The organism is Ruegeria sp. HKCCD9138 (assembly GCF_057220975.1).
The window spans coordinates 524,126-537,349 of the sequence record NZ_JBWVAZ010000001.1 but is presented as its reverse complement, the minus strand read 5'-3'; the positions used below and the strand labels follow the sequence as shown (position 1 = coordinate 537,349).

The 13,224-nt window shown below is 57.3% G+C and carries 13 protein-coding genes; 6 read left to right on the top strand and 7 right to left on the bottom strand.

Annotated elements, in window-relative coordinates; all coding sequences use genetic code 11:
- Positions 1 to 72: 72 nt before the first annotated feature.
- Complete coding sequence (locus AC2TEL_RS02690; RefSeq protein WP_480839595.1) at positions 73 to 540, top strand: SspB family protein; 468 nt, start codon at positions 73 to 75, stop codon at positions 538 to 540.
- 28 nt (positions 541 to 568) lie between these two features.
- Here AC2TEL_RS02690 and AC2TEL_RS02685 read toward each other — a convergent pair whose 3' ends face one another.
- Complete coding sequence (locus AC2TEL_RS02685) at positions 569 to 1,132, bottom strand: hypothetical protein (protein WP_480901677.1); 564 nt, start codon at positions 1,130 to 1,132, stop codon at positions 569 to 571.
- Between the two features lie 204 nt (positions 1,133 to 1,336).
- On the opposite strand from AC2TEL_RS02685, the gene fumC reads away from it, so the two are divergent.
- From fumC to AC2TEL_RS02665, 4 genes are read left to right on the top strand one after another with little or no spacing between them, the layout of a single operon-like run.
- Positions 1,337 to 2,731 (top strand): class II fumarate hydratase, encoded by a 1,395-nt coding sequence (gene fumC, locus AC2TEL_RS02680; RefSeq protein ID WP_480901675.1) that lies wholly within the window; start codon positions 1,337 to 1,339, stop codon positions 2,729 to 2,731.
- Positions 2,731 to 2,907, top strand: a complete 177-nt coding sequence (locus AC2TEL_RS02675; RefSeq protein ID WP_480901673.1) for a DUF4169 family protein — start codon at positions 2,731 to 2,733, stop codon at positions 2,905 to 2,907. Before fumC ends, AC2TEL_RS02675 begins: the two co-directional genes overlap by 1 nt.
- Positions 2,904 to 3,125, top strand: a complete 222-nt coding sequence (locus AC2TEL_RS02670) for a ribbon-helix-helix domain-containing protein (protein ID WP_480839587.1) — start codon at positions 2,904 to 2,906, stop codon at positions 3,123 to 3,125. Before AC2TEL_RS02675 ends, AC2TEL_RS02670 begins: the two co-directional genes overlap by 4 nt.
- A 58-nt stretch (positions 3,126 to 3,183) precedes the next feature.
- The gene (locus AC2TEL_RS02665) at positions 3,184 to 3,786 is read left to right on the top strand and encodes a DNA-3-methyladenine glycosylase I (protein ID WP_480901671.1); all 603 of its coding nucleotides are present in this window, start codon (positions 3,184 to 3,186) and stop codon (positions 3,784 to 3,786) included.
- Positions 3,787 to 3,789: 3 nt separating this feature from the next.
- On the opposite strand, the gene AC2TEL_RS02660 is transcribed toward AC2TEL_RS02665, so the two are convergent.
- From AC2TEL_RS02660 to AC2TEL_RS02645, 4 genes are all read right to left on the bottom strand, one after another.
- Positions 3,790 to 4,671 (bottom strand): fructose bisphosphate aldolase, encoded by an 882-nt coding sequence (locus AC2TEL_RS02660; protein ID WP_480901670.1) that lies wholly within the window; start codon positions 4,669 to 4,671, stop codon positions 3,790 to 3,792.
- A 73-nt stretch (positions 4,672 to 4,744) separates the two neighbouring features.
- A complete protein-coding gene (locus tag AC2TEL_RS02655) occupies positions 4,745 to 6,094 on the bottom strand; it encodes a cytochrome P450 (RefSeq protein ID WP_480901668.1) in 1,350 nt (449 codons plus the stop codon).
- Positions 6,091 to 7,299: a hypothetical protein gene (locus tag AC2TEL_RS02650; RefSeq protein WP_480901666.1), complete on the bottom strand. Its 1,209-nt coding sequence runs from the start codon at positions 7,297 to 7,299 to the stop codon at positions 6,091 to 6,093. The genes AC2TEL_RS02655 and AC2TEL_RS02650 overlap by 4 nt, the downstream gene beginning before the upstream one ends.
- An 88-nt stretch (positions 7,300 to 7,387) precedes the next feature.
- Positions 7,388 to 8,140 carry a cytochrome c biogenesis CcdA family protein gene (locus AC2TEL_RS02645; RefSeq protein WP_480839577.1) on the bottom strand — a complete coding sequence of 251 codons (753 nt, stop codon included), beginning with the start codon at positions 8,138 to 8,140 and terminating at the stop codon, positions 7,388 to 7,390.
- A gap of 106 nt (positions 8,141 to 8,246) precedes the next feature.
- Between AC2TEL_RS02645 and AC2TEL_RS02640 the strand changes: the two genes are divergently transcribed.
- A complete protein-coding gene (locus AC2TEL_RS02640) occupies positions 8,247 to 8,477 on the top strand; it encodes a sulfurtransferase TusA family protein (RefSeq protein WP_480901665.1) in 231 nt (76 codons plus the stop codon).
- A 50-nt stretch (positions 8,478 to 8,527) separates the two neighbouring features.
- Here the strand turns inward: AC2TEL_RS02640 and AC2TEL_RS02635 are convergent, their stop codons facing one another.
- Together AC2TEL_RS02635 and AC2TEL_RS02630 are read right to left on the bottom strand one after the other, a co-directional pair.
- Complete coding sequence (locus AC2TEL_RS02635) at positions 8,528 to 11,377, bottom strand: ribonuclease E/G (RefSeq protein ID WP_480901663.1); 2,850 nt, start codon at positions 11,375 to 11,377, stop codon at positions 8,528 to 8,530.
- Between the two features lie 510 nt (positions 11,378 to 11,887).
- Entirely contained in the window at positions 11,888 to 13,222 is a 1,335-nt protein-coding gene (locus tag AC2TEL_RS02630) for a sigma-54-dependent transcriptional regulator (protein WP_480839573.1), read from the bottom strand.
- Positions 13,223 to 13,224: the final 2 nt, after the last annotated feature.

Genomic DNA, 13,224 nt, shown 5'->3' with positions numbered 1-13,224 from the left:
TACCCCTCATCCCGGCCTTTCGTTTCCGTTGGAATCCCTTATGCTGAGATTAACCACTTTCGAGGATTAACAATGTCGCAAGACATCGACTACGGGAATTTGATGCACACAGCGATGCGCGGTCTGATCAAGACCGTTCTGACTGGTGTGTCGAAAGATGGCCTGCCCGGCGCCCACCATTTCTTTATCACCTTCGACACCAGACAGGACGGCGTCGAACTGGCGGATTGGCTGCGTCAGCGGTACCCCGAGGAAATGACGATCGTCATGCAACATTGGTTCGAAAACCTCGAGGTTGGTGACGACGGTTTCTCGATCACACTGAACTTCGGCGACGCGCCCGAGCCATTGTATATTCCGTATCTGGCAATCAAGACTTTTGTGGATCCGTCCGTCGAATTCGGCCTGCGCTTTGAAAGCCCCGAGGACGAGGACGAGATCGAGCACATTCCCGAAGAAACGGTCGAAGTCGTCGAAGTTGAAGAGGCCGAGCCCCACCACGACGCCGACGTCGTGTCGCTGGACAGTTTCCGCAAGTAGTCCCATCAAACCCCGCCCTGAGCGGGGTTTACTCTTTTTCCAAGAATGTCTCGACCGAGCGCGATTTCATACCGTTTCGGAACCGGGAAAAAGACAGATCCAACCCGCCCTCGGCCAGTGTGCGGTCGTATTGCTGCAATTCGTACCCGCCGTTTTCATCGATAAACAGGGAAAAAACAGTCAGGGTTTCGCCCTCGATCCGCCCCCAGACAAATGGCTCGCCTTTCATCGGGTCCAAGGGAACCTCGTGCCCAAATACGTTGCGTTTCATCGCGGCCGAAAATACATCTGGCCGTGCGGAGGCCTGAAAATCCACCGAGAACTTCTCTTCCTTGACGCGCCCGTCCAGCTTGTACGTCGTCGTTGTCCAACTGACGTTGAAACCACCCTTGGTTTTGTGAATCGACACACTCATATCTCGTGGAGTTTCGGTTCCGTCTGCATCCACAACGTTGGCCGAACCGACATAGTCGCCAACGAAGGCGTCGATATCGGCAGCAGCAGCCTGCAAGGTCAGCGCAGCAAGCCAGATAGAAGCTGCCAGCGCACCAAAGATGAAGTGCATCGGTCTACCGGTAAGTGATGCGCGCATTACAACCTCCGTCGCGGTTACATGTATATTAACTTTAGCCCGATCAGGCACAATGGCACTGTTTTCGCTAACGTCAATTATTTGCGCCAACACGCTGTCTATACCTCTGAGACACATAAGTTTATGGTGCGCGCAACTGGCCGATTGCGTCGCGTCACAGCTGAGGCTAAACGGCATACAACTGCATACCAGACGGAGTGACAGATGTCTCAGACCCGCACCGAATCCGACAGTTTTGGCCCTCTTGAGGTCCCTGCCGACAAGTATTGGGGCGCACAAACTCAGCGTTCGATCATGAACTTTCCGATTGGCTGGGAAAAACAGCCCGTGGCGATCATTCGCGCGCTGGGCGTGATCAAAAAAGCCTGTGCCATGGAAAACAAGGCCATCGGTAAACTGGACGGTAAGATCGCCGATGCGATCATTCAGGCCGCAGGTGAGGTCATCGAGGGCAAATTCGACGACAACTTCCCTCTGGTCGTGTGGCAAACCGGGTCCGGCACTCAGTCGAACATGAACTCGAACGAGGTGATTGCAAACCGCGCCATCGAAATTCTGGGTGGCGAGATCGGCTCGAAGGATCCGGTGCACCCGAACGATCACTGCAACATGGGGCAGTCGTCGAACGACACGTTCCCGACCGCCATGCATATCGCCACCGCGATGAGTGTGCGGGACGTCCTGTTGCCGGGATTGGAGAAATTTGCTTCGGCGCTGGAACAGAAAGCCGAGGAATTTGAAGGCATCATAAAGATTGGCCGCACGCATACCCAAGATGCGACCCCTCTGACGCTGGAGCAGGAGTTCGGCGGCTATGCGCATCAGATCCGTCAGGGCATTGCGCGGGTCGAGGCTTCGATGCCGGGAATTTACGAGCTGGCGCAAGGCGGTACTGCGGTAGGCACCGGCCTGAACACCCATCACGGTTGGGATGAAGCCGTTGCAGCGAACATGGCTGAGATTACCGGCCTGCCGTTTGTCACCGCACCCAACAAATTCGAAGCCCTCGCGGCCCATGATGCAATGGTCTTCCTGTCCGGCGCACTGGCGACCATTGCAGGTTCCTGCTACAAAATAGCGAACGATATCAGGCTATTGGGATCCGGTCCTCGTTCTGGTCTGGGCGAGTTGATCCTGCCGGAAAACGAACCCGGTTCGTCAATCATGCCCGGTAAGGTGAACCCGACGCAGGCCGAGGCTCTGACGCAGGTTGCAGCCCATGTGATGGGAAATGACGCCGCGATCAAATTCGCCGGATCGCAGGGCCATTTCCAACTGAACGTCTACAATCCGATGATGGCATATAACCTGCTGCAATCGATCCAACTGCTGGGCGACGCCACCGACAGCTTTACCGAGCGGATGCTGATGGGCATCAAAGCCAACGAGCCGCGCATCGACAAGCTGATGAAGGAATCCTTAATGCTAGTGACCGCTCTGGCACCGACCATTGGGTACGACAACGCCACCAAGGTCGCCAAAACCGCGCATAAGAACGGCACAACTCTCAAAGAGGAGGCAATTGCTTTGGGTTTTGTGGATGAAGAGACCTTTGACGCCGTCGTTCGCCCCGAGCACATGATCGGCCCCAAAAGCTGATGGGCAAACCGGTTAACCTGAACCGGTATCGCAAGGAGAAGGCACGGGCCGAGAAAAAGGCCCGTGCGGATCAGAACGCCGTGAAATTCGGACGTTCGAATTCCGAGAAAGAAGCCCTGTGGCTTCGTCAGGAAAAACAACAACGTGACCTGGACAACCACGAGGTCGAGGAATGAGCGGCCGACCCATCAAGCGCTCTCTGACCCTCAAAGGACACCGAACTTCGGTATCACTGGAGGATGAGTTCTGGCAGGCATTCCGCGACATAGCACGTGAAAAAATGCTTCCAATCAACGTTTTGGCGTCTGAAATTGATGTTTCGCGCGATCCCGAGACCGGGCTTGCCTCTGCCATTCGCGTGTTTGTTTTGAACTGGTATCGCGATCAAAACTGACTCCTTGCCAGCCCCACAAAAGTTTGGATAGTGTTGCAGAGAACAAAAAGGGTACACAATGAGCCAGACAATACCAGGTCCTGACGGTCAACCACGTTGCTCATGGTGTCAGTCGGCGCCCGAATTCTTCGACTACCACGACAATGAATGGGGCTATCCGATTGCCGACGATCAGCGATTGTTTGAAAAACTGTGCCTGGAAAGCTTTCAGTCCGGTTTGAGCTGGCGCACAATACTCAATAAACGCGAGAATTTCCGACATGCCTTTTGTGGATTTGATTTCAACGCGATGGCCGACTTTTCCGAAACGGATGTCGACCGTCTTTTGCAAGACAAGGGCATCATTCGTCATCGGGGGAAAATCGAGGCAGTGATCAATAACGCCCGCCGCGTGCAGGAGCTGATCGCGGCAGAGGGATCGCTGGCAGCTTATGTTTGGAATTATGAACCCCAAACATCGGCAGCTCCGCAAACGGCGTCGACCTCACCCGAGTCGGTGGCGATGTCAAAGGACCTCAAGAAACGTGGTTGGAAATTTGTTGGCCCAACGACGATATTTGCATTCATGCAGGCCATGGGGCTGATCAACGACCACGCCGAGGGATGCATTGGTCGAAAAAAAGCGGCGCAATTGCGCCGCTCTTTCACGAAACCCGGCTGAATCTCAGACCGAGGCGCGAAAAATCTTATCGATATTGCTGCCCAGAGCGGAATTGAACTCCGCATCGGATTGCTGTTTCGACAACCCTTCTGTCAACGCACGCGAAAAGGATGCGATCATCTTGCCGTTCTGACCCAAAAGATCGCAGGCCTCATCCGTGGAATAGCCTCCAGACAGAGCCACGACACGCACCACGCGCGGATGATCGGCGACCTCGTCGTACAAGTTCGCCTGACTGGGAAGGGTCAGCTTCAGCATAACCTCCTGCCCCTCGTCCAGTTGGTCGAGGTTTTTTAGCAACTCAGATTTCAGGATGTCTTCGGCCTGGGCTTTGGTCTCCGAGTGAATGTTCACCTCGGGCTCGACGATCGGGACCATGCCGGCGTCGGTTACGACACGGGCAACGTCAAACTGTTGTGCAACAACGGCCGCGATACCTTCGGCATTCGCCTCGTGAATTACAGATCGTTCCTTGGTACCGAAGACACCGTTGGCCTTCGCAAGAGTATCGGCCAAGCCAGGGATCGGCTTCATCATCTGAACACCGTTGGCAGTGTCCTCCAAACCTTTGTCGATCTTAAGAAAAGGTACGATGCCTTTGACCGACCACAGGTAATCCGCCACTTTGCGACCATCGATATCTTCGCCCAATGTGCGTTCGAACAGGATGGCGCCGATCACTTTTTCCTTGGTGAAATCGTCGGCCAGGATGATCCGCGCGCGCATTTTCTGGATTTCGCCGAACATCTCTTCGTCCGAGCTGTAATCCGACGCTTGGACGCCATACAGCGCCAGCGCCTTGGGCGTTGAACCGCCACTTTGATCCAGTGCTGCAATGAATCCCGCACCTTCGGTCATTTGCGCGCGCTGTTCTGCCTTGGACATAACTCTTTCCCGTTCAATATTGATTCCGCTTTTTTCAACCGCATACAGCAAGGGGGTGGACAATGGTAGGTTGTTAGCGCTGAACCAGACGCAGGCGGATGCCTTCTTTGGACCTGACCGTCAGATGTGCAACCGGAACCGGTGTTTCCCCCTCGATTGTTTCCAGACGGTAGTGTCGCAGCAGCATGGACAGGATCAACGGCCCCTCAACCATCGCGAACCCCGCGCCGGTACACACACGCGGTCCGGCCGAGAACGGGACAAAGGCATTTCGCTGACATGCCTTCCCGTTTTCGGTGTTCCAGCGGGTCGGGTCGAATTCATCCGGCATATCCCAGAGACGCTCATGCCGGTGCAAATGCCACGGGCTGAGAACGATTTGCGATCCTTTAGCGATATTGCGACCGCGGAAGTGTTCCGGACAGGTTGCCTCGCGCACCATCATGGGGACCGGTGGATACAGCCGCAACGCCTCGCGAAATACGTCCCGGCTGAGACGGAGTTTGGACATCACCGAGAAGGATGGATCGTCCAGCGCCCTGGCCTCCTCGGCCACTTTCTCCTGCCAGTCCGGGTAGCTTGCGAGCAGGTAAAGAGCCCATGCCAGCGCCGAAGCGCTGGTTTCATGGCCCGCCAGAAAGAAAATCGCGACCTGATCCACCATCTCGCTGGTTTCGAAACAGCGTCCGGTTTGCGGATCCGGTGTCGTCATGATCTTGGTTGCCAGGTCATCAGGTGCGCATCCGGCGGCGATCTGTGCCGCGCGCTCTGCGGTCAGACGGGCAATGAGTGTTCTTATTTCGCCAGCATTTCTGCGGGTCCGGCGAGAATGGAACCGGGGTATCCAACGCGGCAAGGGAACAAAAGCTGCAAGGTTCAACAGCGGCTGCGCCCTTTGATAGGCGCGGAACTTCTCGAAAACCTCTGCCGCGGTCTCATGTTCGATGGGAACCGAGAACAGGGTCCGAAAGATCACATCTGCAGCGACATGGCTGGTGACCTCTTCGCATTCCACGGCAGTTCCGGCCCGTGACTGCAACCGGTTCACGCAGGCCTGCGCGGCAGCCAGCATGGCGGGAAACGTGTCCTTCAATCGACCGCCTTCGAATGCCGGATCGATGATCCGGCGTTGACGTTTCCAGGTATCGCCATTGGTCAGGAACACGGAATTTCCCAGCAATGGCCGCAACCCTTCGCTGATCCGGCCGGATTTGGGAAAATCATCCGGCCTTTTCTTGAGAACCGTGTCAATCAGTTCAGGTTGATTGATCATGTAGGATCGAAAGAATGGGGTCCGAAATTCGGCCATCCACGCGCGATACAGGCGTTGAGGCTGCGCTGACAGCATGTCCTGACGAAACAACCTCAGATAGCGCCAGAGCGATACCTGATCCGGGCGGGCCTGAGGTTTTGGCGGTCTCACGGGCGCACCGACGTGTATTTCGAAACCGGACGCTCGATCCGCGACGCCGAAGGCGCACGGTTGGCAAACCTCCGCCGTAACGTCACAGGCCCGGCGGTGATGCGGAAGTAATCATAATCTCCGGGATTGTCGAAAGCGCAGAGGTACTGAAAATGCAATCTGAAAAACCGCCAACGCAAAACGCGCCAGCGTTCTGCTGTCAGGGTTTTCGTAAACGCGGCAGAAAGAACCAGAGGCCAACGCTTGTCGGACCCGGCCACGCCGCTAACCGCTACGGGATCGCACAATGCAAAAGCGCATCCATCACCGGGTGCTGACACATCCACCCAGGACAAGTCCGAACACGTGGAAAGAAACCGCAAATCTGTGCGCAGTTGGTTCGCATTGGGTAGGAACGAGACCATAGGCACCACCTGCCCCAAAGTCAGAAAAGACAAAACCGGCCCCGCCCCGTTCCGACGGCGTATCAGGTCGGCTAGTACCATAACACCCAGATGCGCGCCGGAACTGTGGCCTACGATCAGAACCTCATCCACATCTGTCTTCATAGCCTGTTCGATCAGGGTTGTGAACTGGTCCAACCGGGACTGCAGGTCCGGCGCAACCTCACCGCGAAGCCGTGCCGAATGCGCGTAGTCATGCATCAGATAATAGGCGAACAGCCGGTTGTCGATCCGCCGAAACCAACGCATCAAGGCATAGGCCAGAACCACTGCCGGTAACCATGCAACTGCCCCGATAGTCGGAACAAGGACTGCGGCTATCCCCCAGGCCGCCAACAACGCCACAGCAAGTTGCAACAGCAGCATACCAACCGGGTATAGCGCAGCGATGACCGGCCCCTTGCGCAATTGCATCAGGCGCCAAAGCGTGCCGGTTGAAATATAGATCCACGCTGTCTGGGCCAGTTGCCAGTAGGTCGCCGGGATCGAACGGGCCATGCTTTCGCGGACGATATCCGACCAGACCAGAACCTCAATATCCGCTTGCACCGTCACCCCGTCCTGAACCGATGTGACGTGCCAACCGTAGGGGCCGTCGCCGGACTTGGCGCAGACCGCAATCTCATATCCAGAAATCTCGGCCTGGTCCTGCCCCTCCTTCCGATACAATTCACGATAACGGCGGGGGTGAATCGGGTCATAACCGGGGATGTAGAATACCCGGCGGCGGCGCACCACGTGTTGCGGAGATTGACTGCTCATGCCCTTGCCCTTTGCCGCGCAGATTAGCGCAGCGTGTGGACCAAGGTAAGACCTTGTCGACGATACGTTCGGCTAAAAGCTCAGAGGGTTAACCCAAAGTTGCCAATGCCGGGAATGTTTCAAGCAGCCACCAGCTGAACTCGGTAAACAATCCGGTAATCAGCATGATGCCAACAAATAACAGCAAGCCGCCCATCACCTTTTCGATCGTGCCCATGTGGGGTTTAATCCGGTTCATCACCGCCATCGAGCGGTTCAGGAACATCGCCGCCAGCAGGAACGGAATGCCGAGACCTGCCGCATAGACCCCCAGCAATAGCGTGCCGCGCGCGACCGATGCCTCAGACGCTGCAAGCGAAAGGATTGCGCCCAGTTGCGGGCCGATGCAGGGAGTCCAACCAAAGGCGAAGGCCAGGCCCAGAATATAGGCCCCAAAGACTGAGCCTCCGGAATCTCCTGTTTCGACCCGCGCCTCGCGATCCAGCAACGGAATGCGGAAGACATTCAGAAAATGCAGGCCAAACACGATGACGACTGCGCCGGATATCTTGGCAAACAGCACCTGATTCTGCAGCACAAATGCCCCAAATGCCGATGCCGTGAAACCCAGCAGAAGAAACACAGTCGACAGCCCCAATACGAAGAACAATGCGGACAGCGTCGCCTTGCGTCGTGCCCTCGCCTGATCCTGCATTTCATTGATCGTGACGCCACTCATATACGCCAGATACGGCGGTACGATGGGCAATACGCAGGGCGACAGAAAGCTGATCAAACCGCCCAGCATGGCGATGAACATGGCGGGCAATAGCCCTGCGTCGATGATATCAATTCCGAACATGTCTCAGCACATATGTTATCACACGCGCCGCGTCACGGGGCCATTCGGTCACATCCTCGTGGTTGCCTGCTGGACAGTATCGCAAGTTGGACATATCCCGGTTCTCATGACCGAAGTAACCGAAACACTGGATGCATTGGGCCTTTTGTGCCCCCTGCCCGTCCTGAAAGCCCGAAAGCGGCTGAAATCCTTGCCATCAGGGGCGGTCCTTCGAGTGCTGGCCGATGATCCGGCGGCCATAGTAGACGTTCCGCATTTCTGTGCCGAAACGGGTCACACCCTGATCGCGCAGGAATCTGAAGACAACCACCAGGTTTACGTCATCCGGAAATCATAGAGCGCAAAGCCGCCAAAAAGAAAAAGGCGGACACAAAGGCCCGCCCTGTCTTATTGACCGATCGACCACCAGCCGCGCCGTTTCGGCTTAGAGGGCGCAGGCTCAGGTTCCTCCGCGACGGATTCCAGAACCGGTTCGACTGTCTCGGCTTCAGGCGCCTCAGGGGCTGGCTCAGCGATTTCGTCTTCTTCGGCGGCCTCTGCCACCTCCGGCTCCGATGGCGCATCAACCGCTTCTTCGACCACTTCGGCTTCAACCTCCACCGCAGTTTCCTGGTCTTGCACTTCAGGGTCAACTTCAGAAACGGCTTCTGGTGCCGGTTCTTCGGCCTCCGATGTACCTGCGTCAACCTCGGGTGACTGAGCCACCTCGACCGGCGCTTCCGCCTCAGCATCCGTGTCAGCCGCGTCTACCGCCAGAGTATCATCTACAGAGGACTCACTCTCGACTGCGTCCTCAACAGCCTTTTTGCGGCGACGAGGCGCACGGCGCTTCTTGGGCTTCGCCGCCTTCTCAGCGTCTTCAGCCGTCTCCGCGGTTTCGTCGCTTTCGGGCGCAGTCACATCACCTTCGGCAACTACCGCCTCACCGCCCTCCGACGCTTCTACGCCCTCCCCATCAGCGGATTCGGGCGCATCTGCATTGCCAGAGGTCTTTTTGCGGCGGCGACGACGGCGTTTGCGCTTGGGTTTGGATTCCTCTTCGGGTTGAACGGTTTCTTCCTCTTCCTCATCCGAAGAATCCACCAGATCCATCAGCGACGCGTCCACGGACACGACAGGCGCAGACGCCTCAGGCACGATCCGGCTGGCCGTCTTGAATTTCTCCATCGAGAAATCGGGACTGACCAGATGCACATCTCCTTCGATCCGAACCGAAAGACCATAACGGCCTTCGATCTGGGCAATATGTTCACGCTTCTGGTTCATCAGGAAGTTGGCGATGCCGACAGGGCAACGCACCAGCACCTCGCGCGAACGGCGACGGGTGCCCTCCTCTTCGATCTGACGCAGGATCGACAACGCCATATTGTCGTCCGACCGAATCAAGCCGGTACCGTGACATGCCGGGCACGGCTGCGTCGTGGCCTCGATCATGCCGGGGCGCAGACGCTGTCGGCTCATTTCGAGCAGGCCAAAACCGGAAATCCGACCAACCTGAATGCGTGCGCGGTCGGTCTTCAGCTTGTCTTTCAGGCGCTTTTCAACGGCCGAGTTGTTCTTGCGCTCGTCCATATCGATGAAATCGATCACGATCAAACCGGCGAGGTCCCGAAGACGCAGCTGACGCGCCACTTCCTCGGCGGCCTCCAGGTTGGTCTTCAGCGCGGTTTCCTCGATCGAGCCTTCCTTGGTCGCCCGACCCGAGTTCACGTCGATTGCCACAAGCGCTTCGGTCACCCCGATCACGATGTAGCCACCGGACTTAAGCTGAACGGTCGGGTTGAACATCCCGGCCAGATAGCTTTCGACCTGATAGCGCGCGAACAAAGGCAGCGCGTCCTCGTACCGTTTCACGTTCTTGGCGTGGGACGGCATGATCATTTTCATGAAGTCCTTGGCAATGCGGTAGCCGCCTTCGCCTTCGACCAGAACCTCATCGATATCGCGATTATAAAGATCGCGGATCGACCGTTTGATCAGGTCGCCTTCTTCGTAGATTTTTGCCGGCGCAATGGATTGCAGGGTCAGTTCCCGGATTTGCTCCCACAAACGCTGCAAATACTCATAGTCGCGCTTGATCTCGGATTTGGTTCGTTTGGCGCCTGCGGTGCGCACGATCAGCCCTGCGCCAGTCGGGACATCGATTTCAGACGCGATCTCTTTCAGTTTCTTGCGGTCAGCCGCATTGGTAATCTTGCGGCTGATCCCGCCACCGCGGGCGGTGTTCGGCATCAGAACGCAGTAGCGACCAGCCAGCGACAGATACGTGGTCAGGGCGGCACCCTTGTTGCCGCGTTCTTCCTTGACGACCTGCACCAGCAGAACCTGACGGACCTTGATGACTTCCTGAATTTTGTACCGACGCGGGCGCGGCTTACGCGGAGGACGAATGTCCTCGCTGTCGTCTTCATCAGCGACGGACTCGATTGTGTCATCCTTGGATGCAGCGTCCGTGGCCTTGGCTTCTTCTTTTACGTCGCCATTATCATCGGGATCGTCCTGTTCCGCATCCGAGTCAGTTTCAGCCTCTGGTTTTTCGTCAGCCGGTTCAACATCCGAAACGTCCGAATCCACCTCGTCAGAAGCAACCGCGATTTCGTTGTCGGGCAGCTCTGTGCCCGCTTCGGCATCTGTCTCCGCCTGTTCGTCAGACGCAGATTCCGCAGCTTCCGCCTCGACCTCTGCAGGTTGTGCGACCGCTTCATCAACCGGTTCTTCCACCGGTGTCTCGGCCACCATTTCCATGGGCGACGTGCCTTCCGGCACGGGGACATCAGCCTCGTCACCTTCATCCAGATCGATGGTTTCCATACCATTCGGTTCGGTCGAAACGTCCATCGTTTCAACCGGGTCGTCGGTCTTGACGTCCTCGGCCTTACTGCGCGAACGCGAGCGGCGCTTTTTCGGCTTGGAGTCCTCGGCCTCATCCCGTGCCTTCAAGGCCTCGGCATAGGCGCGCTCTTCCTCCATCAACGCTTCACGGTCGGCAACGGGGATCTGATAATAGTCCGGATGGATCTCCGAAAACGCAAGGAACCCATGCCGGTTCCCGCCGTAATCCACAAACGCCGCCTGCAGAGACGGCTCGACCCGAGTTACTTTTGCCAGATAGATGTTGCCAGCAAGCTGGCGTTTGTTTTCGGATTCAAAGTCAAATTCCTCAACCTTGTTTCCGTCGACCACCACGACGCGGGTTTCCTCCGCGTGGGTGGCATCGATAAGCATTTTCTTAGCCATGTGTCCTTGGTGCACCGCGCCAAACGCGTTGTCCTTACCCGTCCTGGCGGACAGGCGCATTTGGGGTGGTGTCTTGTCAGGGCGATATCGGACGGCGCGCGGCAGGGTCTGGCGCTGTGGCCCCCTGCCCGGTCTCTCAATCGTTGCGCGCGCGTCATCGCGGTTCTTCTCCGACAGGCGCGGTTGGCCGCTGCCTGCCCATTATATCCTTTCGCCCGGAACTTCCGGGCTCAGGTGCTCTGCTGCCCCGCGTGTGGGGCACAATCGGTCTGCCGCGCAGCGTGGGATTGATCCTCAGCAGCAGCACAGCAGCGAAACTCAAAAAGACGGGACTTGCAGGCTTAATTTTGCCCGGCCCGTTGAGCCACAATAAAAGCAGTCCTGTGGAAAAGACAATGGGCAAACTGCATTGCGCGGTGCAACGGCACCCAGGATCACTTCATCTGGCCATAAATATCCCGGGGGTGAATTGGCCTGAAAGGCCAAGAGGGGGCTGGCCCCCTCCGTACGTTACAAATAATCCGACCGCTGCAGCCCGTATTTGGCCATTTTCTCGTTCAGCGTCCGGCGTGGCAGGCACAACTCATCCATCACCGAAGCAATCGAGCCCTTGTGCCGTCGCATAGTGTTGTCGATCAACATCCGCTCGAACGCCTCTACGTATTCTTTCAGAGGTTTACCTTCAGTTGTCATCACCGGCTGCATCTCTTCGTGATCCGACATCAGAAGCGAGGCGATTGTGCCCGACCCGCGACGCGACTGCAGCACGGCGCGTTCAGCAATGTTGATCAGTTGGCGTACATTCCCCGGCCACGGGGCTTGCAGCAACTGTGCGGCTTCCTGTGCGCTGACCTGAGGGGAATCGCAGCCATATTCCTCGGCAAACTGCTCGCTCAGGCGGGTGAACAGCGTCAGAATGTCCTCACCGCGCTGGCGCAGTGGCGGCATGGTGATGCGCAGAGCTGCCAGTCGGTAGAACAAATCCGGTCGCAGCACGTCTTCGCTGGTCTTGCCGGCTTCCTGCAGGTTGGAAATTGCAACGATACGGGTTTCAGCGGGCGTACCTTGCTCGTTCATCACGCTCAGCAGACGGGCCTGCAAGGTGTCGCTGAGTGCCTCGACATCCTCCAGTACCAGCGTTCCGCCGCGCGCTTCCTCGATGGCAGGTAGCTGCGTGTCTTCGGGCATCATCGGACCGAATAGCCGTTTGGACAGCGCGTCCTCTTCCAGTGCGGCACAAGAAACCAATACGAATTTCTTGCCCGCCCGGCTGCCGACGGCATGCAACGCATGCGCAACGAGGGTCTTGCCGGTGCCCGTCTCCCCGTCGATCAGCACGTGACCGTCCGCCTGCCCAAGATCCAGTATGTCCTCGCGCAGGCGCTCCATAACCGGGCTGGCCCCGATCAGTTTGTTCATGATTTGGGTGCCGCCAGACAGCTCGCGACGCAGGGCGCGATTGTCCAGTGTCAGGCGGCGCACGTTGCTGGCCCGTTTGGCCAGCTCCGACATGCGGTCCGGATTGAAGGGCTTTTCCAGAAAATCAAAGGCTCCGACGCGCATTGCCTCGACCGCCATCGGCACGTCGCCATGACCTGTGATCATGATGACCGGCAGGGTGCTGTCCGCCCCCATCAGTTTCTTCAGCAACTGAATGCCGTCCATCCCCGGCATCTTGATGTCCGAGATCACGATCCCCGGATAGTCCGGCCCCAGAACCTTCAGTGCATCCTCGGCACTGGCAAAGGTTTCCGTGTCATATCCAGACAGCGCCAGCCACTGGCTGATCGACTGGCGCATGTCCTGTTCGTCATCCACAATGGCAATTTTCATGGCCTGTGCCATAT

Excerpts from the sequence above, each read along its gene's own strand:
- AC2TEL_RS02675 (WP_480901673.1), top strand. The coding sequence starts at position 2,731 with ATGGGCAAACCGGTTAACCTGAACCGGTATCGCAAGGAGAAGGCACGG.
- AC2TEL_RS02640 (WP_480901665.1), top strand. The coding sequence starts at position 8,247 with ATGACCGAAGTAACCGAAACACTGGATGCATTGGGCCTTTTGTGCCCC.
- fumC (WP_480901675.1), top strand. The coding sequence starts at position 1,337 with ATGTCTCAGACCCGCACCGAATCCGACAGTTTTGGCCCTCTTGAGGTC.
- AC2TEL_RS02630 (WP_480839573.1), bottom strand. The coding sequence starts at position 13,222 with ATGGCACAGGCCATGAAAATTGCCATTGTGGATGACGAACAGGACATG.
- AC2TEL_RS02660 (WP_480901670.1), bottom strand. The coding sequence starts at position 4,671 with ATGTCCAAGGCAGAACAGCGCGCGCAAATGACCGAAGGTGCGGGATTC.
- AC2TEL_RS02665 (WP_480901671.1), top strand. The coding sequence starts at position 3,184 with ATGAGCCAGACAATACCAGGTCCTGACGGTCAACCACGTTGCTCATGG.
- AC2TEL_RS02635 (WP_480901663.1), bottom strand. The coding sequence starts at position 11,377 with ATGGCTAAGAAAATGCTTATCGATGCCACCCACGCGGAGGAAACCCGC.
- AC2TEL_RS02670 (WP_480839587.1), top strand. The coding sequence starts at position 2,904 with ATGAGCGGCCGACCCATCAAGCGCTCTCTGACCCTCAAAGGACACCGA.
- AC2TEL_RS02650 (WP_480901666.1), bottom strand. The coding sequence starts at position 7,299 with ATGAGCAGTCAATCTCCGCAACACGTGGTGCGCCGCCGCCGGGTATTC.
- AC2TEL_RS02645 (WP_480839577.1), bottom strand. The coding sequence starts at position 8,140 with ATGTTCGGAATTGATATCATCGACGCAGGGCTATTGCCCGCCATGTTC.
- AC2TEL_RS02690 (WP_480839595.1), top strand. The coding sequence starts at position 73 with ATGTCGCAAGACATCGACTACGGGAATTTGATGCACACAGCGATGCGC.
- AC2TEL_RS02685 (WP_480901677.1), bottom strand. The coding sequence starts at position 1,132 with ATGCGCGCATCACTTACCGGTAGACCGATGCACTTCATCTTTGGTGCG.